General features: G+C 70.1%; 25 protein-coding genes. 16 read left to right on the top strand and 9 right to left on the bottom strand.

All coding sequences use genetic code 11. The features are described 5' to 3' along the window. Positions 1 to 50 precede the first annotated feature (50 nt). Both FHR32_RS39170 and FHR32_RS39165 read right to left on the bottom strand, forming a co-directional pair. The gene (locus FHR32_RS39170) at positions 51 to 1,001 is read right to left on the bottom strand and encodes an alpha/beta fold hydrolase (RefSeq protein ID WP_184759633.1); all 951 of its coding nucleotides are present in this window, start codon (positions 999 to 1,001) and stop codon (positions 51 to 53) included. Between the two features lie 106 nt (positions 1,002 to 1,107). Then, positions 1,108 to 1,719, bottom strand: a complete 612-nt coding sequence (locus FHR32_RS39165) for a GNAT family N-acetyltransferase (RefSeq protein ID WP_184759631.1) — start codon at positions 1,717 to 1,719, stop codon at positions 1,108 to 1,110. Positions 1,720 to 1,855: 136 nt separating this feature from the next. Between FHR32_RS39165 and FHR32_RS39160 the strand changes: the two genes are divergently transcribed. The 4 genes from FHR32_RS39160 to FHR32_RS39145 all read left to right on the top strand — a co-directional run bounded on the left by FHR32_RS39160 (position 1,856) and on the right by FHR32_RS39145 (position 6,487). Further along, positions 1,856 to 2,821 (top strand): GntR family transcriptional regulator, encoded by a 966-nt coding sequence (locus FHR32_RS39160; protein ID WP_184759629.1) that lies wholly within the window; start codon positions 1,856 to 1,858, stop codon positions 2,819 to 2,821. A 350-nt stretch (positions 2,822 to 3,171) separates the two neighbouring features. Continuing rightward, on the top strand, positions 3,172 to 4,389 hold the full coding sequence (locus tag FHR32_RS39155) for an FAD-dependent oxidoreductase (protein WP_184759627.1): 1,218 nt from the start codon (positions 3,172 to 3,174) through the stop codon (positions 4,387 to 4,389). A 66-nt stretch (positions 4,390 to 4,455) separates the two neighbouring features. Then, the gene (locus FHR32_RS39150; protein ID WP_184759625.1) at positions 4,456 to 5,787 is read left to right on the top strand and encodes a class II 3-deoxy-7-phosphoheptulonate synthase; all 1,332 of its coding nucleotides are present in this window, start codon (positions 4,456 to 4,458) and stop codon (positions 5,785 to 5,787) included. A gap of 304 nt (positions 5,788 to 6,091) precedes the next feature. Then, positions 6,092 to 6,487, top strand: coding sequence for a hypothetical protein (locus FHR32_RS39145; RefSeq protein ID WP_184759623.1), 396 nt, complete (start codon positions 6,092 to 6,094; stop codon positions 6,485 to 6,487). Positions 6,488 to 6,637: 150 nt separating this feature from the next. On the opposite strand, the gene trxA is transcribed toward FHR32_RS39145, so the two are convergent. From trxA to FHR32_RS39120, 5 genes are all read right to left on the bottom strand, one after another. Beyond that, positions 6,638 to 7,009, bottom strand: coding sequence for a thioredoxin (trxA, locus tag FHR32_RS39140; protein ID WP_184759621.1), 372 nt, complete (start codon positions 7,007 to 7,009; stop codon positions 6,638 to 6,640). Between the two features lie 168 nt (positions 7,010 to 7,177). Beyond that, positions 7,178 to 8,149: a glycine betaine ABC transporter substrate-binding protein gene (locus FHR32_RS39135; RefSeq protein ID WP_184759620.1), complete on the bottom strand. Its 972-nt coding sequence runs from the start codon at positions 8,147 to 8,149 to the stop codon at positions 7,178 to 7,180. Positions 8,150 to 8,203: 54 nt separating this feature from the next. Then, entirely contained in the window at positions 8,204 to 8,971 is a 768-nt protein-coding gene (locus FHR32_RS39130) for an ABC transporter permease (RefSeq protein ID WP_221466848.1), read from the bottom strand. Further along, positions 8,961 to 9,962 carry an ABC transporter ATP-binding protein gene (locus FHR32_RS39125; protein ID WP_184759618.1) on the bottom strand — a complete coding sequence of 334 codons (1,002 nt, stop codon included), beginning with the start codon at positions 9,960 to 9,962 and terminating at the stop codon, positions 8,961 to 8,963. Before FHR32_RS39125 ends, FHR32_RS39130 begins: the two co-directional genes overlap by 11 nt. Then, positions 9,949 to 10,602: an ABC transporter permease gene (locus tag FHR32_RS39120; protein WP_184759616.1), complete on the bottom strand. Its 654-nt coding sequence runs from the start codon at positions 10,600 to 10,602 to the stop codon at positions 9,949 to 9,951. The genes FHR32_RS39125 and FHR32_RS39120 overlap by 14 nt, the downstream gene beginning before the upstream one ends. A 121-nt stretch (positions 10,603 to 10,723) precedes the next feature. Between FHR32_RS39120 and FHR32_RS39115 the strand changes: the two genes are divergently transcribed. After that, complete coding sequence (locus tag FHR32_RS39115) at positions 10,724 to 11,620, top strand: IclR family transcriptional regulator (RefSeq protein ID WP_184759614.1); 897 nt, start codon at positions 10,724 to 10,726, stop codon at positions 11,618 to 11,620. Between the two features lie 399 nt (positions 11,621 to 12,019). Here the strand turns inward: FHR32_RS39115 and FHR32_RS45475 are convergent, their stop codons facing one another. Then, positions 12,020 to 12,433, bottom strand: coding sequence for a hypothetical protein (locus FHR32_RS45475; protein ID WP_246468543.1), 414 nt, complete (start codon positions 12,431 to 12,433; stop codon positions 12,020 to 12,022). 204 nt (positions 12,434 to 12,637) lie between these two features. On the opposite strand from FHR32_RS45475, the gene FHR32_RS46430 reads away from it, so the two are divergent. From FHR32_RS46430 to FHR32_RS39095, 4 genes are all read left to right on the top strand, one after another. Continuing rightward, positions 12,638 to 12,898, top strand: coding sequence for a hypothetical protein (locus tag FHR32_RS46430; protein WP_281391202.1), 261 nt, complete (start codon positions 12,638 to 12,640; stop codon positions 12,896 to 12,898). A 413-nt stretch (positions 12,899 to 13,311) separates the two neighbouring features. After that, positions 13,312 to 14,739 carry a pentapeptide repeat-containing protein gene (locus tag FHR32_RS39105; RefSeq protein WP_184759612.1) on the top strand — a complete coding sequence of 476 codons (1,428 nt, stop codon included), beginning with the start codon at positions 13,312 to 13,314 and terminating at the stop codon, positions 14,737 to 14,739. Between the two features lie 174 nt (positions 14,740 to 14,913). Next, a complete protein-coding gene (locus FHR32_RS39100; protein ID WP_184759610.1) occupies positions 14,914 to 15,552 on the top strand; it encodes an HD domain-containing protein in 639 nt (212 codons plus the stop codon). A gap of 130 nt (positions 15,553 to 15,682) precedes the next feature. Continuing rightward, a complete protein-coding gene (locus FHR32_RS39095) occupies positions 15,683 to 16,369 on the top strand; it encodes a permease prefix domain 1-containing protein (RefSeq protein ID WP_184759608.1) in 687 nt (228 codons plus the stop codon). Here FHR32_RS39095 and FHR32_RS39090 read toward each other — a convergent pair. Beyond that, positions 16,338 to 16,739 (bottom strand): PadR family transcriptional regulator, encoded by a 402-nt coding sequence (locus FHR32_RS39090; protein ID WP_312882908.1) that lies wholly within the window; start codon positions 16,737 to 16,739, stop codon positions 16,338 to 16,340. The genes FHR32_RS39095 and FHR32_RS39090 overlap by 32 nt on opposite strands. A 93-nt stretch (positions 16,740 to 16,832) precedes the next feature. On the opposite strand from FHR32_RS39090, the gene FHR32_RS39085 reads away from it, so the two are divergent. The 7 genes from FHR32_RS39085 (at position 16,833) to FHR32_RS39055 (ending at position 24,218) form a co-directional block, all read left to right on the top strand. Beyond that, positions 16,833 to 18,020, top strand: a complete 1,188-nt coding sequence (locus tag FHR32_RS39085; RefSeq protein ID WP_184759606.1) for a cytochrome ubiquinol oxidase subunit I — start codon at positions 16,833 to 16,835, stop codon at positions 18,018 to 18,020. A gap of 10 nt (positions 18,021 to 18,030) precedes the next feature. Then, positions 18,031 to 18,798, top strand: a complete 768-nt coding sequence (locus tag FHR32_RS39080) for a cytochrome d ubiquinol oxidase subunit II (RefSeq protein ID WP_184759604.1) — start codon at positions 18,031 to 18,033, stop codon at positions 18,796 to 18,798. A gap of 17 nt (positions 18,799 to 18,815) precedes the next feature. Further along, on the top strand, positions 18,816 to 20,534 hold the full coding sequence (cydD, locus tag FHR32_RS39075) for a thiol reductant ABC exporter subunit CydD (protein ID WP_184759603.1): 1,719 nt from the start codon (positions 18,816 to 18,818) through the stop codon (positions 20,532 to 20,534). Between the two features lie 5 nt (positions 20,535 to 20,539). Beyond that, positions 20,540 to 22,210 (top strand): thiol reductant ABC exporter subunit CydC, encoded by a 1,671-nt coding sequence (gene cydC / locus FHR32_RS39070; protein WP_184759920.1) that lies wholly within the window; start codon positions 20,540 to 20,542, stop codon positions 22,208 to 22,210. A gap of 92 nt (positions 22,211 to 22,302) precedes the next feature. Next, entirely contained in the window at positions 22,303 to 22,929 is a 627-nt protein-coding gene (locus FHR32_RS39065; protein ID WP_184759602.1) for a transporter, read from the top strand. Then, complete coding sequence (locus FHR32_RS39060; protein WP_184759600.1) at positions 22,926 to 23,246, top strand: winged helix-turn-helix domain-containing protein; 321 nt, start codon at positions 22,926 to 22,928, stop codon at positions 23,244 to 23,246. Before FHR32_RS39065 ends, FHR32_RS39060 begins: the two co-directional genes overlap by 4 nt. Before the next feature lie 30 nt (positions 23,247 to 23,276). Beyond that, positions 23,277 to 24,218 carry an ABC transporter ATP-binding protein gene (locus FHR32_RS39055; protein ID WP_184759598.1) on the top strand — a complete coding sequence of 314 codons (942 nt, stop codon included), beginning with the start codon at positions 23,277 to 23,279 and terminating at the stop codon, positions 24,216 to 24,218. The last annotated feature ends 29 nt before the right edge of the window (positions 24,219 to 24,247 follow it).

The raw sequence follows: 24,247 nt of genomic DNA, 5'->3' as shown, positions 1-24,247 counted from the left end.
GGCCGGACGGCGCGCCCGACCCGGCCGGCCGTTTCGGAGTGCGCGCCGGGTCAGCGGCCGGCGAGCTCGGCGAAGATCTCCACCAGTACGGGCCGGCTGAACGGGCCGACATGGGGTGCCGCGACGCTTCGCACGTCAGTCGGGTTGTCCGGAGTGAGGCGGTCGGCCTCGTTGATGAATCGGTCTTGCAGCGCCAGGGGAATCAGCCGGTCGAGGGTGAAGCGCACATACGTCCGGGGGATCCGGCCCCAGGTCTGCGCTTCGCCCCGCGCTTCAGCCAGGGGAATGCCGGCGGTCTCGTCCGGCTCGAGCGTGTGGAGCAGCCGGCTCACCGCCTCGTCGGTGAAGTCGCCGGCAAGGCACTGCTTGATGCCGTCGAACACCGACGGGTCGGCCGAGCGCCAGTTGACCCGGCTCACCCCCAGGATCGCTGGATCGGCAACCAGCGCCTGGGTCACTTGGGGGAGCAGGCTGTCGCCGTTCTCCGGCGTGGCGAGATAGGCGGTCATGTTCGGCAGGTCCACGCAGCAGTACGCCGCGACGTAGACAACCCGATCGAGCAGGTCGGGGACGGCGTTGCCGACCCTGCTCACGGTGACGCCGCCCTGGCTGGCGCCGACAAGGATCACGGGCCCGTGGCGGCGGGCGCGGCGCACCACATCCACGACGCGCTCGACATAGTCGTCGATGGTGAACTCGGCGAGCGGCGACGGTTCGGTTGCCAGCGCCTGGAGGTCTTGCGGAGCCTGGTAGGCACGGGGGATGAACGCTTCGTCGCCGTGTCCCGGAAGGTCGACGGACACGCTCCGGTGCCCGCGCAGGGTGAGTTCGTTGATCAGCCCCGACCACATGTACGACGGGGCGTTGGTGCCGTGGATGAACACCAGGGTCGGCGGTCGCCGATCACCGTCGTGATCGGCCGTGGCGGTCGCGGTGTCGTGCAGCGGCGTCTTGCCGAGTTCGCTGACACCGCTGGCGTCTGCTTCATGGTTCGTTGTCATTGAGGTTCTCCCTTTGTGCCTGTTGGGTTGTCTGTTGGGTTCTGCCGGTTGAGCGAGGGTGGCCGGACGGGTGGTGCGAGTCGGCGGCGTTGTCGTGCGTCGGCGGTCAACGGCGCGGTTGGCGCCACATCGGCCACAGGAGCGGGCTGTCCGCCACACGAACCGGTTCGCCGAGATCCTCGAATCCGTGCCGCAGGTAGAGGGCACGACTCCGGGGCGAACCCGCTTCCAGATACGCGGCGAGCCCGTCGGCGTCCGCTCGCGCCAGCCGGTGCCGCAACATCGCCGAGCCGAGTCCGGCGCCCTGCCGCCCGCCGACCACCCCCATACACGGGAGGTAGAGGTGCGGTCCGCGATCGGGGTGCCGTTGAGCCAGCGCCTGACCCAGAGCCCGCAGCCGCGCGCCGCTCTCACCGAAGACCGAGTTCAGGCCCGCCTCGGGCGCGTCCGGGTGCTCCTCATGGGGCGCCTGGCCTGCGGCCAACGTCAGCCACACCGAAGCACCCTCGTGACGGCCGACCAGGTATGTCTCGGCGGCGGGACGGGCGAGCAGAGGGCGGTAGAAGTGCGACTGGAGACGACCTCGTTCGCCGACCTCGGGGAAGAGCCAGCAGGCGACGGGATCGTTCATGAACGCCTCGGTGAGGATGTCCAACACCGTCTGCTGGTCTGCGTCATCCACCTGCCGCACAGATGCGTACGGCGTATCTGCTGTCATGCGTACAGAGTATCGACACTGCCGAAGAAGTGGCGTTTATTTAGTCATTTGAGTAGCCAAAGTGAACTAGTACTGTAGAAGCTGAACTAGTACACTGCCGGAAGGCAACGACCTCACCAATAGATCGGGGGCTCCCATGCCGTCGTCAGCGCAGCGACCGGATCCGCCATACCGGCGGATCGCCGCGGAGATCCGTGCCCGGATCCTGACCGGCGACCTGCGGCCCGGTGATCGGATGCCTTCCATCCGGCAGATCGCCCAGCGATGGGGCGTCGCGGTCGCGACCGCAACCAAAGTGATGGCGGCTCTCCGCGACGAGGGCCTGGTCGAAGCGAAGGTCGGTTCCGGCACGGTGGTCAGCGCACGCACGAGCCACAAGCAGCCGGTCAGCCTGACCACGTCACCCAGACCGCGGCAGGCCGGTGTCGCCAAGCAGGCACTGAACCGCAAGCACGTTCTCCGCACCGCCATCGCGATCGCCGACATCGAGGGACTCGACGCCGTGTCCATGCGGCGACTCGCGGCCGAACTCGGCGTCGGTCCGATGTCGCTGTATCGGCACGTGGCGAACAAAGACGAACTGGTGACACAGATGGTCGACGAAGCCTTCGGTGAACCAGAGCTACCCATCCCGGGGCCACAGGGATGGCGAGCCAAGCTCGAATTGATCTCCCGCCGGCAATGGGAGCTGTGCCGGCGACACCTCTGGCTGCCCAGGGCCGTCTCGTTCACTCGCCCGTTGCTCGTGCCCAACGTGATGGCCCACACCGAGTGGACCCTGCGCGCACTCGACGGGCTTGGGCTGCCCATGACGACACGGATTCGCGAGGCACTCACGCTGCACGCACTGGTCGTCACCGTTGCTCTGCCCATGGCGGATGAGGTCGAAGCGGAGCAGGAGACCGGTGTGACGCTCGCCCAGTGGTGGCTGGCACAGCGGAAGCGGGCCGATGAACTCCTCGACAGCGGACGATTCCCACTGCTGGCCACGATTCCAGAGGAAACGGCGTCGGACCTGGACGGACTGTTCGAGTACGGCCTTGCACGCCATCTCGACGGTTTCGCCGCCCTGGTGGAGGATCAAGCCCGAACGCGGTCATGAGGGCGTGGCGGACGGTTGACGAGGGGCCGGCCCGCATCGTCGAGGTCATGGAGAGTCGGTCCGGGCGCGGCGGGCACCCGAACCGAAGGACGCACCGGAGCGGGCCCGCGCCGACGGACCGCTGGAGCAACGCCGGCGGACGCTTCAGCACATCACGCTCAGCCCCAGCCGAGTCGGCGATATCGCCAAGGCCGCTCTCGTTCTCACCCACGTCGAGTACGGCAAGATCACGTGAAAGTCGTTGGGATTACTTCACTATCCGTTGGAAATTTCGCCGACACCACAGGGAACCCGGCAAGGGTGTTCCCTTCCCGGGTTCCCTGTGCCAAAATTTCAATGGGTGATGAATTATGGATCAGAGCACATGCGTGATCGTGGGGGGCGGCCCCGCGGGAGCCGTTCTCGCCCTGCTGCTGGCCCGCGCCGGAGTCCAGGTGACGCTGCTGGAGAAGCATGGCGACTTCCTGCGCGACTTCAGGGGCGACACCATCCACCCCTCGACCCTGCAACTCCTCGACGAGCTCGGCCTGGCCGGGGAGTTCGACCGGCTGCCCCACCGCAAGGCGCAGCGCATGACCGTGTGGACCGACGACGCCATGGTGCCGATCGCCGACCTGTCCAGGCTCCCCGGCCGCTACGGCTACATCGCCTTTGTGCCGCAGTGGGACTTCCTCAACCTGGTGACCGACGCCGCCAAGCGGTACCCCACCTTCCGCCTCGTCATGAACGCCGAGGTCCACGACGTGATCCGGGAGGGCGACGCGGTGCGCGGGGTCCGTTACCGGGACGCCGACGGCGAGCACGAGCTGCGGGCGGCGCTCACCGTGGCCACCGACGGCCGGCACTCCGACGTGCGCCGGGCAGCCGGGCTCGTCCCGGTGGAGCACGGCGCGCCGATGGACGTGCTGTGGTTCCGGCTGCCGCGCGAGTCCACGGACCCCGACCAGCTGTTCCTGCGCGTGTCCACCGGCCACATGATGGTGGCGATCAACCGCGAGACCTACTGGCAGCTCGCCTATCTGATCCCCAAGGGCGGTTTCGACGCCCTGCGGGCCCGGGGCATAGAGGCGCTCCGCGGTCCGGTCGCCGGGCTGCTGCCCTTCCTCGCCGACCGGGTGGGGCTGCTGTCGGGCTTCGGCGAGGTGAACGTGCTGTCGGTCGCGCTCAACCGGCTGCGCCGCTGGCACCGGCCGGGCCTGTTGATCATCGGTGACGCGGCACACGCCATGTCCCCGGTCTTCGGCGTCGGCATCAATCTGGCCGTGCAGGACGCGGTGGCCGCGGCCAACCTGCTGGCCGGACCGCTGGCCGCCGGAACCGAGATTCCCGAGTCCCTGCTCGCCAGGGTCCAGCGTCGCCGCACTCCGCCCACCGTGATCACCCAGTTCGCCCAGCGCGTGGTGCAGGACCGGTTGATCAGCCGCGCCCTGTCCGGAGACGCCCGGCCGTTGAGACTGCCGCGTGACATCTCCCGGCTGCCGGTGATCGGCGCCCTCGCCCGCCGTTTCATCGGCTTCGGAGTCCGCCCCGAGCATGTCGGAACCCCGGCAGGGTCTCACGATGTATAAAGAAGTTTCTCACTCCGTGGACAATAAGGTGAGTTCGCGCGCCCGGTTGCAATAGCCTGGTATGTCGTGAGCATCAACCTCGATTCCTGGCGGCAGCTGCCTGCGGCGCAGCAGCCCGAGTGGCCCGACCGCGGCGAGCTGGACAAGGTCGTCGCCGAACTGGCGGGGCTGCCGCCCCTGGTGTTCGCCGGGGAGTGTGACAACCTCAAGGCGGACCTGGCGGCGGTGGCGCGTGGCGAGGCCTTCGTGCTGCAGGGCGGCGACTGCGCCGAGACGTTCGCCGGGGCCACCGCGGACGACGTGCGCAACAAGCTGAAGACGCTGCTGCAGATGGCGATCGTGCTCACCTACGCGGCGAAGGTGCCGGTCGTGAAGATCGGCCGGATGGCCGGGCAGTTCGCCAAACCGCGATCCAAGAACAACGAGACCCGTGACGGCGTGGAGCTGCCCGCCTACCGCGGCGACATGGTCAACGGCTTCGACTTCACCCCCGGGTCACGTGTCCCCGACCCCTGGCGGCTGCTGCGCGCCTACCACTCCTCGGCCGTGACGCTGAACCTGGCCCGCGCCTTCACCAAGGGCGGCTACGCCGACCTGCGCCAGGTGCACGCCTGGAACCAGGACTTCGTGGCCGAGTCCCCGGCCGGGAAGCGCTACGAGCAGCTCGCCCGGGAGATCGACCAGGCGCTGGCGTTCATGCGCGCCTGCGGGGCCGAGCCGGAGGAGTTCCACAGTGTCGAGTTCTACTCCTCGCACGAGGCGCTGATCCTCGACTACGACCGGGCGCTCACCAGGATCGACTCGCGGACCGGTCAGCCGTACGACGTCTCGGCCCACATGGTCTGGATCGGCGAGCGCACCCGCCAGCTCGACGGCGCGCACGTGGAGTTCTTCTCCCGGATCCGCAACCCGATCGGGGTGAAGCTCGGCCCCACGACCAGCCCCGAGGACGCCCTCGCCCTGATCGAGAAGCTGAACCCGGACAACGAGCCCGGACGCCTCACGTTCATCACCCGGATGGGCGCCTCGAAGATCCGCGACCACCTTCCCACACTGGTGGAGAAGGTCACCGCGAGCGGTGCGACGGTGGCGTGGATCTGCGACCCGATGCACGGCAACACGTTCGAGGCTCCCAGCGGCCACAAGACCCGCCGCCTGGACGACGTGCTGAACGAGGTCGCCGGCTTCTTCGAGGTGCACGGCGCGCTCGGCACCCACCCGGGAGGCATCCACATCGAGCTGACCGGTGACGACGTCACCGAATGCGTGGGCGGCGGCTGGGACATCGCCGAGAGCGACCTGGCACGGCGCTACGAGACGGCCTGCGACCCGCGCCTCAACCGGGGCCAGTCGCTGGACCTGGCCTTCCGGGTGGCGGAGCTGTACCGCTCGGTCTGACCCACCGGAGGCGACTCCGCCGAAAGCCCCGAACCTCCGCTCCTGGGTTCCAAGGGGTTGTCGCGACGGACTGATCCCAAGCGATTCCGGGCGCCCGCTCACAACGAGCGGGCGCCCGTCTTCACGCCGCCGGGCCGCCCTGAGCGATCCCGGGACTGCGGTGCCGAACTCATGCGCAACGCCTTCCCCCAGGCTGCGATTTTCACCAAAAGCGACAAGCTTCCCAGAGTGCAACAATGATCACTTTAGGGTTAAACTGTCCCGATCATGGTCACAGTCAAGGCCGCGGGCAGGTGCGCCCCGGATGGGCGGTAGCACCAGTGCCAGGCACCACCCCATGGACCGGGGGCACCGCGCCGACCACGTCCTCCCCCTGATGACGCGCCGAGAAGCGACGACCACGACCTGCGGCGGCGGCTCCTACCACGTGATCGACCAGTTCGATCTGCGCAGCGCCACCGCCTACCTGCTCTACAACGGCACCACCAACTGTGTGGTCACCTGGAAGAAGACGACCGGCACGGCCTCCTACCTCTCGGCCGTGATCCGGGCCAGCAGCGGTGCCGCTTTCACAAGGGACGAGGGTCAGTTCAAGATTTACGCCGGCCCGGTCAAGGTCAACGCGGCGGGCAAGTGCATTCAATGGGGCGGCCAGAGCCCTGAGATCTACTTCATCTCGGAATGGGTGCACTGCGGCTGAGCCGACCTGCACCGCTCCCGCTCGTGGTCGCGCGCGGCGGCGGAGGCGACCGGCGAAAGGGGCACCGCCTGCCCGACGGGCGGCGCCCCCTTCCAGGCCGTCCCACTGGAACGCGCTACCGCGGCTGCGGGGCTTTCCCGATCCGGGGCATCAGTTGTTCTGAGTGCCCATCTCGCTCGCGAGCTCGGCGCGGATGGCCTCCATGTCGAGCGCGCGGACCTGACCGATCAGATCCTCCAGGGCCGGCGCGGGCAGGGCTCCGGGCTGGGCGAAGACGACGATGCCGTCGCGGATCGCCATGATCGTCGGGATCGAGGTGATCTCGAAGCCCTGGGCCAGCGCCTGCTCCGCCTCGGTGTCGATCTTGCCGAACTTGATGTCGTCGTGCTTCTCCGACGACTTCTCGAAGATCGGCCCGAACGTGCGGCACGGCCCGCACCAGGCCGCCCAGAAGTCCAGCAGGACGATCCCCTCATCGGCGATCTCGTTGAAGTTCTTCTCGGTTACCTCGATGGTGGCCACCGTTGGCTCCTCTTGTCTCTCACAGCTGTACGGCTCGCATAACCACGTACCCCCGCTCAGCATTCCATCCCCGGTATCCGGCGGGAACCACCGGACGCACCGGGGAAGAGCCTCCGCGGACGCCGTACGGGCCCGTCCGCCGTCCGGTGGCGCGCGGTGGTTCCGCCGCTATGATCCGCTGCCGAGGAAGCCCGACTTGTCGAGCCAGTCGGCGGAGACCTTGCCCGGCTCCTCGCCGTCGACGTCGACCCGGGCGTTGAGCTTCTGCATGGTCGCGTCGTCCAGCTTGTCGATCACCGGCTGGAGCACCTTCTCGAGCGCGGGGTGCTTCTGGTAAGTCTCCTGCCGCAGGGTGACGGCGGCGTTGTAGGACGGGAAGAAGTGCTTGTCGTCCTGCAGCACCGTGAGGTCGAGCGCGGCGATACGCCCGTCGGTGGTGAACACCTCACCGAAGTTGCAGGTCTGCCCCTTGTCCGTCTCGGTGTAGACGACGCCGGTGTCCAGCAGGCTGATCCGGTCCTTCGGGATGGTCATGCCGTAGGCCTTGGACAGTCCCGGCAGGCCGTCGTCACGGGTCGAGAACTCCGTCTCGATGCACAGCGTGACCTCCTCGGGCTTGGACTTCGACAGCTCGACCACGTCGGAGATCGTCTTGACGCCGAGCTCCTTGGCCTTCTCCGAACGGATCGCCAGGGCATAGGTGTTGTTCAGCGGGGTCGGCCCGATCCACTGGATCTTGTTCTTCTCCAGGTCCGCCGCCGCCGTGGCCTTGAACTGTTCGGCCGAGTCCTGGATGGGGGTGGCGTTCTTCAGGTGCTCGATCCATCCGGTGCCTGAGTAGTCCCAGTACATATCGATCGATCCGGACTCCAGAGCCTTACGGTTGGGAGCGGTGCCGCCGAGGTTGGTCTTGTCGACGACCTCGGCCCCGTGTGCCTTGAGCAGCTGCACGGTGATCTGCCCGAGCATGATGTTCTCGGTGAAGTCCTTGGAACCGATGACGAACTTGGCGCCGGCGAGCTCGTTACCCGCGCTCGATGCTTCGACGGCGTCGGCGGAGCCGCAGCCGCTCACGGTGGTCACGGTCAACGTCGCGGCGGCGAGCAGGGCGAGCGTATGGCGGAGGGTTCGTGCACCCATGGCTGAAGACACCTTTTCGGATCGGGATTGCGGACGGTCGGATGCGGGGCGCGGTCACATGCCGCGGGGCTTGAGCAGGTTCTCGGCGAGTGCGCCCAGCCAGTCGACGGCGAAGGCGATGCACGCGGTCAGCACGGCGCCGACGACGGTCACGGGCATGCGATTCAGCTTGAGCCCGTTGATGATCAGCTCACCGAAGCCGCCCGCGGCGACGAACGCGCCGAGTGTGGCGACGCCGACGGTGAGGACGAGCGCCGTCCGCAGACCGGCGAGAATCGCGGGAACGGCCAGCTTGAGTTCCACCCGCCGCAGGATCTGCCCTCTGGTCATCCCCATGCCCCGGGCGGCCTCGATGAGAGTCGGATCGACCTGCTGAACCCCGATCATCGTGTTGCGCAGCACCGGGAGCACCGCATATGCCACCAGCCCCACCAGGGCGGTCTGGAAGCCCACTCCCATCAGGAAGGTGCACAGCACGAGAAGCCCGATGCAGGGAATCGCCTGGCCCAGGTTGGCCGCGGTGAGGATGACCGGCGTGATCAGCCGGTTCCTGGCGCGCGAGGCGACGATGCCCAGTGGGATCGCGATGACCAGCACGAGCGCCGTCGCAACGAGGGTCAGCTGAATGTGCTCCACGGCCTTGGTCAGGATCACCGTCCGGTTGAGGCTGCGCCGTTCGATGGAGTCGAGCTCAAGTGTGCCGACCCAGGCGTACAGGGCGGCCAGCGCGGCGCAGACGGCGAGCGGGGTGATGAGGTGGCGCAGCCCCAAGGCTCCTCCGGCCGGTCGCACCCGGCCGACGGCGACTGTCTCAGCGGTCACCGGCGACCACTTCCTCCTGCGGCACGGCCCCGGGCCCGGATCTCATCGCCTCGCACAGCGCCGCGTAGGTCAGCACGCCGGAGGGCGTACTGCAGCGGTCGGTGCCGTGCGCGATCATGACGTCCAGCGCCTCGCGCAGGCTGGTGCCCGCGACGACCGGCGGCAGGCCCGCGCCGTTCGGCGGCCCCGCGCACGGCAGGTCCTCCACGCGCAGCAGCGCGAGCCGTTTGAGCGTGGCGTCCTCGCCGATGAAGCCGGCGACGTAGGCGTCGGCGGGTTGGGCGAGGATGTTCGCGGGCGTGTCGTACTGCGCGATGTGCGACCGCTCCTTCAGTACGGCGATGCGGTCGCCCAGCTTGATGGCCTCCTCGAAGTCGTGGGTGACGAAAATGATCGTCTTGCGCAGCTGCCTCTGGAGTTTGACGAACTCCTTCTGCAGATGCTCACGCGTGATGGGGTCGGTGGCGCCGAAGGGCTCGTCCATCAACATCACGGGTGGATCGGCCGCCAGCGCCCTGGCCACGCCGACGCGCTGCTGCTGCCCCCCGGAGAGCTGGCGGGGATAGCGGTCGTGGAACAGCGACGGCTCCAGGTTGACCAGTGACAGCAGTTCCTCGACCCGGGCGGCCGTCCGGGCCGCCGGCCAGCCCAGCAGCTTCGGCACCAGGCCGATGTTCTGCCCGATGGTCATGTGCGGGAACAGCCCCACCTGCTGGATGGCGTAGCCGATGTGCCTGCGTAGCTCATCGGGATGCAGGCTCAGGATGTCCTTGCCGCCGATGCGGATCTCGCCCGATGTGGGCTCGACCAGACGATTGATCATCTTCATCGTGGTCGTCTTGCCACAGCCCGACGGGCCGACGAAGACCACGAGCTCTCCGGCGGGGATGTCGAGGTTGACGTCGTCGACCGCGGGCGCGTCCTGGCCTGGGTACTGCTTGGTCAACCCGCGCAACTCGATACGCACGCCTTCGGTGTCACTGCCGAACACGGAGCCCCCTTGGAATGGTCAGTTGGCGGACGGTGAAGAAGAACAGGTCGAACAGCACGGCGATGACCACGATGCCGAGCGTGCCCGCGAGCGTCGCGTTGAGCGAGTTCACCGAGCCGAGCCGGGAGAGCCCCTCGAAGATCTGCGTGCCGAGCCCGGGCCCGTCGACGTAGGCGGCGATGGCCGCGATGCCGATAAGCATCTGCGTCGCGATGCGCACGCCTGCCAGGATCAGCGGCCAGGCCAGCGGCAGCTGCACCTTCAGCAGGACACGGCTACGGCTCAGCCCCATCCCGCGCCCTGCCTCCACCGTGGCGGCGTCCACGCCGCGTAGCCCGGTCACCGTGTTCCGGATGATCGGCAGAAACGCGTACGCGGTCAGCGCGACCAGCGTGGATCCCCAGCCGAGTCCGGTGAGCGGGATGAGCAGCGTGAGCAGTGCCAGGGAGGGGACCGTCAGGATCGCGGCGGAGATCGTCAGCGAGCCGCTCCGCACCTTGGGGACATCATGGGCGAGGAGCCCTATACCGACGCCGACGACCGTGGCGATGCCGATGGCGATCCCCACCACGAGGGCGTGTTCGGCGGCGGCCAGCGAGAGAGTGCCCCAGCGCGAGATCACATACTCGCTGAAACTCATGAGTGACCGCCTTCATTTACGCTTGCATGAGTTTGCAAACGTATGCGACTAGTTGCGGTCAGCGCAAAATAAGTTGCAACTGTTGCAAAAATTGGCAACGTTTCGTTATGAACGGGTGGGGATGAGCGAGAAGACACCGGTGTCCTCTGTCGGGCTGCGCCGGGACATGGAGATCCTCGAAGTGCTCGCCGGTCACGGGGACCACCGGGACGTGGACGGGTTCGGTGTCAGCTGGATCGCGCAGCGGCTGGACAGGGAGAAGAGCCAGGTGTCGAGGGCGCTGCGTGCCCTCGAAGTCGAGGGGATGGTGGAGCGGGACCCGCTCACCCGGCGCTACCGCCTGGGCTGGCGCCTGTTCGCCCTCGCGGCGCGGACCCAGCAGTCAAGGCTTGTCCAGGTGTCCGCACCCTTCCTGCAGCGTCTGGCCACGGTCTTCGACGAGGACACGCACCTGTGCATACTGCGCGGCGACATGGTTCTCACGCTGGCGTCGATGCCGTCTTCCCGGGCCTACCACCGGGTCTGGGAGGGCGTCTCGGTTCCAGTGATCATGGCGGCCGCCGGCCGGTCGCTGCTCGCGGACTGGGACGAGGAACAGGTCGGCACGCTCCTGCGGGCCACCTTGCCCACGGGCCTGGACTCCGCGGTCGGCGACGAGAAGCGGTGGATGGCCGACCTCGCCCACGTGCGCTCCCACGGTTACGCGGTGACCGCGGTCGAGCTCGACGACAGCGCGGCCGGGGTGTCGGCGCCGGTACGGGATCATCGGGGGCTGATCGCCGGCGCCATCAGCGTTTCGGTCACCCGCGCGCCCGTGGAATCCCGTCTGCGGGAGATGGGAGGCATCGTCGCCGAGACGGCGCGTCAGCTCTCGACCGCCCTGGGTCTGCCGCCGGGCGGTCCCGGCGGCCCGCCCGTCGCGCCGCCCGGATACACGGGCTCACGGTTCTCCGCCGAGGAGGAACCGGCTCCGGCGCAGGATCACGGCCATCCTGTCGACGGCCGGAACCGGTGGTGAGAGGCCGCCCCCCGCGGAGCTCGAAATGATCTGCCGCCGTCACGGCCGGAGCCCGCTCACGACGGCGGAGACCACAGGCGTCCCCATCGGATCCGGATGGTTCAGTCGGTGCGCACCACGGTGACGGCGTACCGGGAGGCACCATCTCGAAAGGCATGATCACCAAAGTGCCGTTCCGGTAGCGGACGTGGGCGTCGTCGCTCTCCCCGGAAGGCGCCGGTCCGCCCGTCGAGCACAAGGTATCGCTCTGCCCGGCCCGATGTCCGGAACCTCGCGCCGCCCGCCCGGAACGGGGCTCCCACACAGACGGACGGGAGGGCCACCGGGGAACGAACGGACAGGAAAAGCCGGGGGCCGGCGACGCTCCGCGTCACCGGCCCCCGGGGATGGCCTCCGGGATCAGCTCCTGCCTCCCGGCAGGGTCAGCCCGATGACCACGGGGTCGTGGTCGGAGGAACGGAACGCGTCGGGACGGTAGAGGCCCGGCGGGTTGTACTCGGTGGGGTGACGGAGTGCCGCGTAGGTGCCCGCCCCCATCTCGGCGTTGAGCGCGTCGACCAGGGCCTGGACGGCGGTCTGGCCGTTGTTCTGCACCTCCATCAGGCCGACCGCGTCGGCGTTCATGCCCTTCAGCGCGGCGACCAGCTTGGCCAGCTGCCGCTGCTGCTCCTCCGCGGTGTTGGCACCGCGCGAGCCCAGGGTGGTGAACCAGTTGAGGGTGTTGAAGCCGGCCACCTTGACGTTGCCGAGGACGGGGAACGGTGACAGCTCGGTCCAGCCGTTGAACTCCACGGCCTTCCCGGTGACCAGCACGCGGTCGCCGACCTTGACGTCCCTGAACGAGCTGCGCGCGAAGGCGAACAGGCCCTCGGAGGTGGCGGGGTCGGGTCCTGGAGGAAGAACCCGCTGAGCTGGTCCGCTTCCTGGAAGTCCGCGGTCACGACGCCCTCGACCCGGACGGTCTGACCGGCCAGCGGGCTGACGTCGCCGGCGCCCTGCACCTGGGCGATCTGGTGGGTGACCGGGGTGTCGCACGGGTCACCCGTCGGCGTGGGCGTGGGGGTGGGCGTGGGCGTGGGCTCCGCGGTCGGAGTGGGGCTGGGGGTGGGGGTGGGCTCGGCGTCACCGCAGGGGGCGAGGGCGGTGGCCCGGTTGCGCGGTGCGGGGGCCGCCGTCTCCACGTCCGCGCCGTTGACGTCGGTGTCGGCGCAGCCGTGGTCCTTGCGCAACCCGGCCACGGTGGTGGAGAGGGCCGGGGCTGCGGTTCCCTCGAAGTAGTTCGCGGTGCCGTATCCGACGAGATCGGCGATCAGCGCCGTCTGCTCGGCCGTACAGGGGGTGGAACCTCCGTTGCAGGCCAGCCCTTCCGCCGAGCGGGCCAGCACGACCTTGCCCGCGGTGCCGCTCATGTTGACGGCGCCGGTGGTGCCCGGCTCCGCCAGGGCGGGAGCTGAGGTGAGGGCCGTGATGCCGGCGGCGGTGACGCCGACGGCCACGAGGGCGGCGAACGCCCTGGATAAAGCACGCATGACCGGGAGCGTAGAGGTCCACGAACCAGCGAACACGTACCTATAAGTGGGTAGAAGGTGAAATAAGCGAATATTGGCGCTTCATGTCGATTAAGGAGGGCCAGTTATGGCTCGCCTTGACCTAGATCTCGCCTGGCCGCCGACTCTGGGTATCACTCGGTCATGACGACTCTCGACGTGGGCTGGGTTACCTGCGCCGCCTCCCCGCAATGCGCCGGATCGGCACGGCGACCCTATGAGCGCTGCCTGGCTCACCTCGACGAGGACGAGCTCGACGAAGTCGCCGGGGGACTGTCCCCCGGCTCCGCGATCGACCTGCGGGGCACCGTCGTCGACGGGCACCTGCTGGAGCGGATCCTGTCCGCCACACACCGCCGTCTGGGCCGGGCCCGGTTCGATCGGGCGGTCTTCCCCGGGGAGGCCAGGTTCGGCGGCGTCGTGTTCGACGGGGACGTCACCTTCGACCAGGCCCGCTTCCACCGCCTCGCCTCGTTCCTCGACGCGCGTTTCGCGGGAAACGTCTCCTTCCGGGAGGTCAGGTTCTCCAGGGAGCTGTCCCTGCACGGTGTGAGCGTCGCCGGGCACGCCGCCTTCGACCGGGTGTGCGCCGGCCGGGACGCGCTGTTCGGCGCGGCCCGGTTCGGGCGGACCGCGTCCTTCGAGAACGCGGAGTTCCAGGGGTTCGCCACCTTCGACGGCACCCGGTTCACCGGTGACGCCACCTTCCGGGGGTGCCGGTTCGGCCGGGCGTCGTCGTTCCGCAGGGCCGAGTTCGGCGGGCTGGCCGGATTCGAGGCGGCGCGGTTCTGGGCGGGCTGCTCCATGGCTCCGGCCACGGTCGGCCGCAGCCTGAGCCTCGCCGGGGCGTGGGCGGGCAACGGCCTCGACGTGACGGCCCGCGGCTGCGCGGTGGACCTGCGGCGGCTGCGGGTGGCCGGCCCGCTGGCCGTACGCCTCGAAGGCGCGGAGGCCGACCTCGAAGGCGCGACACTGCGGGGCCCGGCCACGGTCAGCGGGCGGGGCCCGGCGCGGATGACCTCGCTGCGCGGGGTGGACTCCGAGGCGCTGACGCTGAGCCGCGTGGACCTCAGCACCTGCGGCTTCACCGGAATCCGCCACCCCGAGCGGCTCCGGCTGGCCGGCTGCGCGTTCGCGACCACCCCGCGTGGCGTGCGGTTCGCGCTGCGCTGGCCGCCGCTGCGCTGGTGGACCCCGAGGCGCACCCTCGCCGACGAGCACGCCTGGCGCGGCTGGTCGGGGTCCGAGGCCGACCCGCCGACCCCCCACCGCCTCGCCGTCCTCTACTCCCGGCTCGGCACCGGTGTGGACGACAGGACCACCGCCGCCGACTTCGCCTTCGGGGCGATGGAGATGCGCCGCGTCACCAGCCGGTCAGCGGGTCGCTGGCTGCTGTCGCTCTCCTGGATCCTCTGCGGGTACGGCCTGCGGATGGGCCGCGTCCTGGGATGGGTCGTCCTGGTGGCGGCCGTCACGGCCGCCACCCTCCTGATGAGCTCCGCCTCCCACGCCGCCCGCCGCCCGCCCGGCCCCTCGGAACCCTCCCCGCTGGTCCACCTGTCTCAGCGGTGACGGGCGGACCGGGCAGGAGCCGCGTACCGGCGGCGGAGAGCATCCCGCATGCTCTTTTCTGTCCATTTCCGTGGATAGTACGTCTCAAAAAGCAAGACGTTCTCGCCACCCCGGTTGAGAAGGTAGAGGTCAGCAGGGTATTCCTCATCGGACCCCGGAAGGGAGATCACTCTCATGACCGAGACGATCGCGGGCATCACCATTCCCGATTCCGCCCTCGCGAAGGAGGCGACCGAGCTCGTCCGTCAGGCGGCGCCCCCGCTGCTGTACGACCATTCCCGCCGCGTGTACCTCTTCGGAACGCTGCAGGGCAGACGGCTCGGGATGGAGGCCGACCCCGAGCTGCTCTACGTGGGGGCGATGTTCCACGACCTGGGACTGACCGAGACCTACCGGCGTACCGACCAGCGCTTCGAGCTCGACGGCGCCGACGAGGCACGGCGCTTCCTCACCTCCCACGGCCTGCCGGAGGCCGACGTCCGCAAGGTGTGGGAGGGGATCGCCCTGCACACGACGCCGGAGGTGCCCTACCGGCTGGAGCCCGAGGTGGCGCTCGTGACCGCCGGGGTCGAAACCGACGTCCTCGGCATCGGCTACGCCGAGCTGTCCGCGGAGGACGTCGCCGCGGTCACCGCCGCGCATCCACGCCCCGACTTCAAGCGCGAGATCCTCGCGGCCTTCACCGAAGGGTTCAAGGACCGGCCCGACACCACCTTCGGCACGGTCAACGCGGACGTCCTGGAGCACTTCGTCCCCGGGTTCAGGCACATCGACTTCGTCGACGTCATCCAGAACTCCGCCTGGCCCGAGTAGTCCCGGTCCGTCCGCGGCCGGCGGACGCGGGTTCGGGGTCCTTTCGGGGAAGTCCCCGATGCGCCGTCCCGGATATGGGGCCAGGATGGGGGGTGGATACCTTGGGGAGGCCCCACCGACTGGAGAGACCATGGCGCGCGCCGGAATCATCGACGACTACGTGACAGGGCTCAGCCGTGCTCTCCGAGGCCCGAAGGGACCGAAGCTCGACCTGGTCACCGAGGCGCGTGACAGCCTGCTCGACACCGCCGAGGCGCTGGAGGCCGAGGGGCTGGAGCGGGCCGAGGCCGAGCGGGTCGCGGTCGAGGAGTTCGGCCGGATCAGCGAGATCGCACCGGGGTACCAGGAGGAGCTGTCGATCTCGGCGGGCCGCAGGCTGGCCGCCCTGCTCTTCGTCAGCGTTCCGCTCACCGCGCTCATGTGGAGCGTGATCTGGAAGGTCTTCCCCACCGACCCGCTGGACTACGCGACCAGGCCCGACTGGTTCGTGCCGGTGGCCCGGAGTGTGGACATCCTGCAGATGTTCACCGGCGTGCTCGGCGGGATCGCCCTGTTCGCGCTGGGCCGAGGGCTGCGCAGGATCCGGCGGCCCCGGCTCGTCACCCGGGGGCTGGCCGTGTTCGTCTGGGCCATGTTCCCGGTCATGCTCGTACTGTGCGCGGCGCTGGTGTACGGCTCGCACGGCCCGACCGGCTTCTCCGGCTATCCGCTGGGTGTCGGCCTGACGCTGGTCAGCGACGGCTTCATGCTCGCGCAGCTGTACGGCGCGGCCTGGTGCCTGCGCATCACCCGTCGGCGCGAGCCCGCCACCACGTAGCGCGCGGCTCCGGCACGGTGCCGATCGTGCCGACGAACTCCCGCCACGCGGGTCGTTCCCCGGCCAGAGCCGTACGGCCAAAAGAGGTCAGCCGGTAGGTGCGCCGCCTGCGCCCGCCCACCGTGCCCCACTCGCCGGCCAGGTATCCCTCCTGCTCCAACCGGCGCAGAGCCGGATAGAGGGTGCCGGTCGGCATTTTCAGCGTGCCCGCGCCACGCTCCCGTAGCGCTTCGACGATCGCGTAGCCGTGCAGGGGGCCCTGCTTCAGCACGGAGAGCAGCAGGATCTCCGTCTGCCCGAGGGGGGCGCCGGCGTTCACCGTGCCTCCCGCGCCGGGCGTGCCGTCCGTCTGCCCGCTCCACTCCTTCACGGTGCCACCTCCCTTGTCATAGCCACTCTACACATACTCCAGCTACATGTAGAATGCCTATATGTAGCTGGATATAACGTTGGAGGTGACACCATGGACGTGCTCGACCTGGCTCGGACGCAGTTCGCGGTGACGGGGAGTCTTCACTTCCTGTTCGTCGTGCTGACCCTGGGCCTGGCCCCCCTCGTCGCGATCATGCACACCCGCTCCGTCCTGACCGGCAAGCCGGTCCATGAGCGGATGACCCGTTTCTGGGGCCAGATCTATGTGATCAACTACGCGCTGGGCATCGTCACCGGACTGGTGATGGAGTTCCAGTTCGGCCTGAGCTGGAGCGGCCTGTCGCACTACGCCGGGGATATCTTCGGCGCGCCGCTCGCGATCGAGACGCTCGGGGCCTTCTTCCTGGAGTCCACCTTCCTGGGACTGTGGATCTTCGGCTGGCACCGGCTGCCCAAGTGGCTCCACCTGGCGTGCATCTGGCTGGTGACCCTGACCGCCTACGCCTCCGCTTTCTGGATCATGGTGGCCAACTCGTTCCTGCAGAACCCGGCGGGAGCCGTGGAGCGGGGCGACCACCTGGCGCTGACCGACTTCGGCGCGCTGGTCACCAACCCCATGCTGGCCATGTCACTCCCCCACGTGCTCGGTGCGGGCCTGTGGACCGGCGGGTTCGTGGTGATGGGCGCGAGCGCGTACCAGCTGCTCAGGCGGACCGCCGAGCGGGAGTTCTTCACGAGATCGCTCCGTCTGGGGGTGGTGGCCGCGTTCATCGGCTCGCTGGTCACGGTCGGCTTCGGCTACGCCCAGTTCGGTCCGGTCGGCATCTTCCAGCCGGACAAGTTCAACGATGCCACCCTGGCAGGGGCCGGGCTCGGCGTCATGATCACGATCGGGCAGACGCTCCAGCTCCTCATCATGTTCGTGCTGCTGCCCACGGTGTACTGGCTGCCGCGCTGGCGCTGGGCCCACCCGATCCTCCTGCTCATGACCCCGCTGCCCTTCCTCGCCGCGATCTGCGGCTGGCTGGCCCGCGAGGTGGGCCGCCAGCCGTGGCTGATCAACGGCAAGCTGACCGTCGCCGACGCCATGTCCCCGGGCCTGACCACGGGGATGGTCACCCTCTCGCTCTTCGGGTTCGCAGGCGTGCTCGGCCTGCTGGCGCTCGTCGACTACCTCCTGATCGCCCAGACCGTCCGTCGCGGACCCGGCGCCGCCGCGCTCGGCGCGGGCGACGGCCCCGCCGGCTCCACCGAGCGCGCGCACGCGCTCAGCTTCTAGGGAGAAGACCGTGGACATCCTCTGGACGGGCGTGTTCGCCCTTCTGTTGATCGGCTACTTCGCCCTGGAGGGCTTCGACATCGGCCTGGGCATGTTGCTGCCCGTGCTCGGCCGGACCCAGGAGGGCCGCGACCGCGTCGTCGCCGCCATGGCGCCGTTCGTCCTGGCGAACGAGGTCTGGCTGGTGGCCGTGGCGGGTGTGCTGTTCGGCGCCTTCCCCTCGATCGAGGGAGACACGCTGTTCGGCCTCTACCCGCTGGTGGTCTCCCTGCTGGTCTCGTGGATCCTGCGCGACGCGGGACTGTGGTTCCGTCGCCGTCTCGACGGCCCTGCCTGGCGGGCGGGCTGGGACTGGGTGATCTGCGTCGGCTCCTACGGCCTGGCGCTGAGCTGGGGCATGGCGCTGGTGGCGATGGCCGGCGGCCTGTCCGGACCGCCGATCAGCCTGCCCGGCCTCGGCGGCGGGCTGGTGGTGGCCGCGGCGTTCGCCTTCCACGGCTGGACCTTCGTCTCCTGGCGGCTGCCGGGACAGGTGACCGGCGCGAGCCGGACCGGCAGGGCTCTGCTGGTCTCGGCGTGCGCCGCGGCCGCGCCCGTCACGGCGCTGCTCGCCGCGCTCGTTCCGTGGCTGCTGGAACACACCGCCCCCGCCGGGACACTGAATGTGTTGAGTGTCATGCTTCTGCCGTTCGCACCGCTCATGGTGGGGGCGCAAGTATGGGTATGGCGCACGTTCGGTCCCCGGCGTGCGGCCGACCGGATCCCGTCGTTCTTCTGACGCTTTCAAAGGTTCGCATGCACAAGGATCTTCTACGGCTTGCCCGGAGCGAACGGGCCGTCCGCCGCCACCTGGCCCTCTGCCTGGGCGCGGCGGTCCTCGCCGGGCTGCTCGTACTGGTCCAGGCGGAGGTGCTGGCCGGAGTGCTGTCCGGGCGGTTCGCGACCTCGGCGCTGGTTCTCCTGGCACTGGTCGTCGCCGTCCGAGGGGCGCTGGGCCTGGTGCAGGGCATCGCCGCCGGACGCACGACCACCGGAGTGAAGTCGGCGCTGCGCCACCGGCTGCTGTCGCGGCTTCAGGAGCTGGGCCCGGCCCGGCTGGCCTCCCACCGCTCCGGGGAGCTGGTGACGCTGACCGGCCGGGGCCTGGACGCCCTCGACCCCTACCTGTCGGGATATCTCCCGGCGGTCGCGGTCGCCGGGGTCGTGCCGATCGCCGTGCTCGTCCGGCTGCTGGCCGCCGACCTGACCAGCGCGGTGATCGTGCTGGTCACGCTGCCGCTCATCCCGATCTTCGGCGCGCTGGTCGGCATGCACACCAAGGTGGTCACCGAACAGCAGTGGCGGGCCCTGTCACGGCTCGGCGGGCACTTCCTGGACGTGGTCCGCGGCCTGCCCACGCTCCGCGCCTTCGGCCGGGCCCGCTTCCAGGCCGGGGTGATCCAGCAGGTCGCCGACGCCCACCGGAACGCGACGATGCGCACGCTGCGGGTGGCGTTCCTGTCGTCGCTGGTGCTGGAGCTGGCCGCCTCGCTGTCGCTGGCACTGGTCGCCGTACCGGTGGGCCTGCGGCTGCTGTCGGGGTCGCTCGACCTGTCGACCGCGCTGCTGGTGCTGCTGCTCGCCCCCGAGGCGTATCTGCCGCTGCGCACCATGGGCAGCAGGTTCCACGCGGCGATGGAAGGGGTCGCGGCGGCCGACCAGGCCTTCGCCGTGCTGGACGGGCAGGCGGAAGGCCCCGCGGAGGGCGGGTCCCGGCCCGGGGCGGGCACCGGCCGGCGCGGGGCACCGGAGATCCGGCTGGAGAACGTCACGGTGCGCTATCCGGGCAGCGAGGAGGCCGCGCTGGAGGACGTCTCGCTGGTGATCGCGCCCGGCGAACGGGTCGCGCTGGTCGGTGAGAGCGGCGCGGGCAAGAGCACCCTGCTCCACCTGCTGCTCGGCTCCGTCTCTCCCGCCTCCGGCAGGGTCCTGATCGACGGGGCCGAGCTCACCGACCTCGACTCCTGGCGCCGGCGGCTGGCGTCCGTGCCGCAGCGCCCCCACCTGTTCGCCACCTCGGTGGCCGACAACATCAGGCTCGGCTCCCCCGACGCGACGATCGACGAGGTGCGGGCGGCGGCCGAGGGCGCGTACGCCGACGAGTTCGTGGCCGGGCTACCCGGCGGATACGAGACGGTGCTCGGCGAGCGCGGCGCCAACCTGTCGGCCGGGCAGCGGCAGCGGGTCGCACTCGCCCGCGCGTTCTGCCGCCCGTCGGCGGACGTCCTGCTGCTCGACGAGCCGACCGCACGGCTCGACGGCCGCAGCGAGGGCGCGGTCGTGAGCGCCACCCGCGACCTCGCCGAGGGCCGTACCTCGGTGATCGTGGCCCATCGACCCGCGATGATCGACGTGGCCGACCGGGTGATCCGGATCGCCGACGGCCGCGTGGTGTCGGACCGGGTGGCCGTCCGTTCCGTAGACGACCGGACCGGCGGCGCCACCGCAATGGAGACGACCGGGGGGTCCGTGTGAACCGGATGGGTGGACGGCTGGCTCTCGCCGCCTCGGCGGGAGCGGCGGCCGAGCTGGCCGGGCTCGGGCTGATCGGATCGGCCGCGTGGCTGATCACCAGGGCAGCCGAGCAGCCCCCGCTGGCCGCGCTGAGCGTGGCGATCGTCGGGGTCCGGGCGTTCGCGACGAGCAAGGGCGTCTTCCGGTACGGCGAGCGCCTGGCCGGGCACGACGTCGCGCTGCGGGCTCAGGCGACGACCCGGGAGCGGCTGTACGCGGCGCTCATCCCGGCCGGGCCGCTGAAGCAGCGGGGCGCCGACCTGCTCAGCCGGATGGTCGACGACACCGACGCGGCACAGGACCTGCTGGTCCGCTGCCTGCTCCCGGCGGTGGCCGCGCTGGTCACCACGGTGACCGCGGTCGTGCTCGCGCTGTTCCTGCTCCCGGTCGCGGCGTTGGTGCTGCTGGCCGGGCTGGTGGTGGCCGGGGCACTGATCCCGGCGGGCACGGCCGCCGCGGCCAGGCGATGGTCTGCGCGGATCGCCCCCGCACGGGCCGAGCTGGCCGCCAGGGTCGCCGACCTGGTGCACGGCTCCGCGGACCTGGCCGCCTACGGAGCCGGTGACCGGGCGCTGGCGGCCTGCGCCGAGGCCGACGCGCGGCTGGCCTCGCTGGAACGCCGGCAGGCCAGGGCGAACGCGGTGGCCATGGCTCTGGGCGTGCTCGCCCAGGGCCTCACCGTGCTGGCGGTCGTCCTAACCGCGCGGGGCGCCGGGGCCGGGGCGGTCCCCACGGCGGTGCTCGCGCTGGTCTCGCTGGTGTCGTTCGAGCCGGTGCTGCCGATGGCCGCGGCCGGGGAGCGGCTGACCGGGGTGCTCGCCGCCCTCCGCCGACTCAGAGAGGTCCGCGCGACCCCGCCCGCCGTGACCGACCCCGCCACCCCCGCCGCCGTCCCCGGCGGCCCGCCGACCGTCGAGATCGACGGCCTGGTGGTCCGGCACAGCGCCGACCGCTCCCCCGCCCTCAACGGTGTCAGCCTCACCCTCACCCCCGGCAGGCGCGTCGCCCTGGTCGGCCCCAGCGGCGCCGGCAAGAGCACGCTGCTGTCGGCCCTCATGCGCCTGGTGGAACCCGAGTCCGGCACGATCCGGCTGAGCGGGGTGGAGATCGGGGAGCTGTCCGCCGACGACGTCCGGCGGGTGATGACGGGGCTGACGCAGGATCCGTACGTGTTCCAGGCCTCGGTCCGGGACAACCTTCGGCTGGCCGGACCGGACGCGGGCCAGGACGCGCTGGCGGAGGCCGTACGGCGGGCACGCCTGGAGCGGTGGGTGGAGCGGACCGGGTGGGACACGGTGCTCGGGGAGGACGGGCGGACGGTGTCCGGGGGGCAGCTGCAGCGGCTGGCGCTGGCGCGGGCGCTGCTGAACGACCCGCCTGTGCTGCTGCTGGACGAACCCGCAGAAGCGCTGGACGAGGAGACCGCCGACGCCCTCATGGCCGACCTGCTGGACGCCACCCATGGCCACACGACGCTGCTGGTCACCCACCGCCTGCACGGGCTGGAGGAGGTGGACGAGATCGTCGTGCTGGAGAACGGTTCGGTGATCCAGCGCGGCACCCACGAGGAGCTGGTGGGTACGGCCGGCTACTACCGCGACCTGTGGCGGTCGGAGGCGTTGGCCGCCGGGCGCTGAGCGCACCTCTTGAGTTGATGGAGCAATGTGGTTTATAGTTCAAACCACAAGGTTTGAACTGCAAACCGCTTTGCATGCTCAAGGAGTTGGCCATGGACGACGACGAGCGGGTGCTGAGCCCCGAGGAGACGCTCCGGCTGATCGAGAAGCAAGGCTCGGCGGCGGCCGACCGGTTCACCCCCGACCCGGTGCCGCACTACCTGGCATGGGGAGTCGCCTGGCTCGTCGGGTTCGGAGCGTTCTTCCTCCACCACGGCCTGTCCGGCACGCCGTACCTGCCGATCCCGATCGGCGTCGCGATGGCGCTGCTGCTCGGGATGATGACACTGGCGATGCTGGTCAGCGCGCTCACCATGTGGCAGCTCGGCAGCCCGGTGCATGGCATGTCCCAGGCGCGCGGCATGATGTACGGCTTCGCCTGGACGTTCGGCTTCCTCTCCGCCGCGGCGATCGCCATCCGGGTCGGCGCGCAGCTTCCCGAGGCGGAACGGAGCCTGCTCTGGGCGAGCCTGTCGATGACGGTGGTCGCCGTCCTCTACATGGCGGGCGGCGCCATCTGGCACGTCCGGCCGATGTTCGTCTTCGGCGCGGGGCTGGCCGTTCTCAACGCGATCGGCACGACCGCCGGACCGGGCTGGCACGCCCTGCTGATGTCGGTGGGCGCGGGCGGCGGATCGATCGCCGCCGGGCTGGTGCTCCGCCGGAGAACCCACCGGTGACCCCCGAACTCGACCCGGTGATCCACGCGCAGGCCCGGCTGCGGGTGGTCGTCACGCTCAACACGCTGAACGAGGGTGACCGGATCACCTTCCCCGGGCTGAAGGATCTCCTCGGGATGACGGCGGGCAACCTGTCGGTGCACCTCACCAAGCTTGAGGAGGCCGGATACGTGGAGATCGTCAAAGCCCACAAGGGCCGGACCCCCGTCACCTACGCCGCCCTCACCCGGCGGGGACGCCTCGCCTTCGAGGACTACACCGCGGCCATCCGCCAACTGCTGAACACGACCATGACACCGCCTTCCGGCGACAGCTGACACACGATCCGAGAAAGGAAGGTTCCACCGATGGCAGAACAGACGACGGACCCTCTGACAGGGCTCACGGAGCCGACCTCCGAGCCGGTGGCTGAGGTCCTGGCGCGCGCCGTCGGGGTCACCAGGCGCTACGGGGACGTGCTCGCCCTGAACGGGCTCTCCCTCGACATCCACGCAGGCGAGCTGGTCGGCCTGCTCGGCCCCAACGGTGCGGGCAAGTCCACCCTGATCAACCTGTTCGTGGGGCTGCGCAGGCCCAGCGCGGGCCGGGTCGAGCTGTTCGGCGGCTCCCCCGCCGACCCGCGGCTGCGGCGCGGCATCGGCGTCACCCCCCAGGAGACCGGACTGCCGTCGACCCTGCGGATCGGCGAGGTCGTGGACTTCGTCGCAGCCCACTACCCGCGGAGCGTCGCACGGGGGGCGCTGCTGGAACAGTTCGCCCTGTCCGGGATGGAGCGCCGCCAGATCGGGGGGCTGTCGGGCGGGCAGAAGCGACGGCTCGCGGTGGCACTGGCCTTCGTCGGCGCCCCCCGGCTGGTCTTCCTGGACGAGCCGACCACGGGGCTGGACGTCGAGGCCCGCCGGGCGCTCTGGGACGGCATCCGGCACTTCCACGCCGACGGCGGCACCGTCGTTCTCACCAGCCACTATCTGGAGGAGGTCGAGGCGCTGGCCGAGCGGGTCGTGGTCATCGGGGAGGGCCGTGTCCTCGCCGACGGCACCACCGCCGACGTGCGGGGCATCGCGGGTGTCCGGCGCGTCACCCTGACCGCCGACGCCCTTCCCGACCTGCCCGGCGTCCTGAGCACGGAGCGGGAGGGCGCCCGGACCCACCTGCTCACCGCCGACGCCGACACCCTGGTGCGCGCCCTGGTCCGCGCCGAGATCCCCTTCTCCGACCTGGAGATCCGCGCCACCTCCCTGGAGGAGGCGTTCCTCACCCTCACCGCCCGCGAGCCGCAGGCCGCCTGAGGCACCGCCCCGGCGCCCCCTCCTCGAAG

The sequence above is a fragment of the Streptosporangium album genome (assembly GCF_014203795.1).
Taxonomy (GTDB): Bacteria; Actinomycetota; Actinomycetes; order Streptosporangiales; family Streptosporangiaceae; genus Streptosporangium; species Streptosporangium album.
Note: the sequence above shows the minus strand (reverse complement) of the source record. Positions and strands in the feature narration are given on the sequence as shown.

Bases quoted from the DNA above. Each gene is read 5' to 3' on its own strand.
- FHR32_RS39170 (WP_184759633.1), bottom strand. From the start codon at position 1,001: ATGACAACGAACCATGAAGCAGACGCCAGCGGTGTCAGCGAACTCGGC.
- FHR32_RS39165 (WP_184759631.1), bottom strand. From the start codon at position 1,719: ATGACAGCAGATACGCCGTACGCATCTGTGCGGCAGGTGGATGACGCA.
- FHR32_RS39160 (WP_184759629.1), top strand. From the start codon at position 1,856: ATGCCGTCGTCAGCGCAGCGACCGGATCCGCCATACCGGCGGATCGCC.
- FHR32_RS39155 (WP_184759627.1), top strand. From the start codon at position 3,172: ATGGATCAGAGCACATGCGTGATCGTGGGGGGCGGCCCCGCGGGAGCC.
- FHR32_RS39145 (WP_184759623.1), top strand. From the start codon at position 6,092: ATGGGCGGTAGCACCAGTGCCAGGCACCACCCCATGGACCGGGGGCAC.
- FHR32_RS39135 (WP_184759620.1), bottom strand. From the start codon at position 8,149: ATGGGTGCACGAACCCTCCGCCATACGCTCGCCCTGCTCGCCGCCGCG.
- FHR32_RS39120 (WP_184759616.1), bottom strand. From the start codon at position 10,602: ATGAGTTTCAGCGAGTATGTGATCTCGCGCTGGGGCACTCTCTCGCTG.
- FHR32_RS39115 (WP_184759614.1), top strand. From the start codon at position 10,724: ATGAGCGAGAAGACACCGGTGTCCTCTGTCGGGCTGCGCCGGGACATG.
- FHR32_RS39105 (WP_184759612.1), top strand. From the start codon at position 13,312: ATGACGACTCTCGACGTGGGCTGGGTTACCTGCGCCGCCTCCCCGCAA.
- FHR32_RS39100 (WP_184759610.1), top strand. From the start codon at position 14,914: ATGACCGAGACGATCGCGGGCATCACCATTCCCGATTCCGCCCTCGCG.
- FHR32_RS39095 (WP_184759608.1), top strand. From the start codon at position 15,683: ATGGCGCGCGCCGGAATCATCGACGACTACGTGACAGGGCTCAGCCGT.
- FHR32_RS39085 (WP_184759606.1), top strand. From the start codon at position 16,833: ATGGACGTGCTCGACCTGGCTCGGACGCAGTTCGCGGTGACGGGGAGT.
- cydD (WP_184759603.1), top strand. From the start codon at position 18,816: ATGCACAAGGATCTTCTACGGCTTGCCCGGAGCGAACGGGCCGTCCGC.
- cydC (WP_184759920.1), top strand. From the start codon at position 20,540: ATGGGTGGACGGCTGGCTCTCGCCGCCTCGGCGGGAGCGGCGGCCGAG.
- FHR32_RS39065 (WP_184759602.1), top strand. From the start codon at position 22,303: ATGGACGACGACGAGCGGGTGCTGAGCCCCGAGGAGACGCTCCGGCTG.
- FHR32_RS39055 (WP_184759598.1), top strand. From the start codon at position 23,277: ATGGCAGAACAGACGACGGACCCTCTGACAGGGCTCACGGAGCCGACC.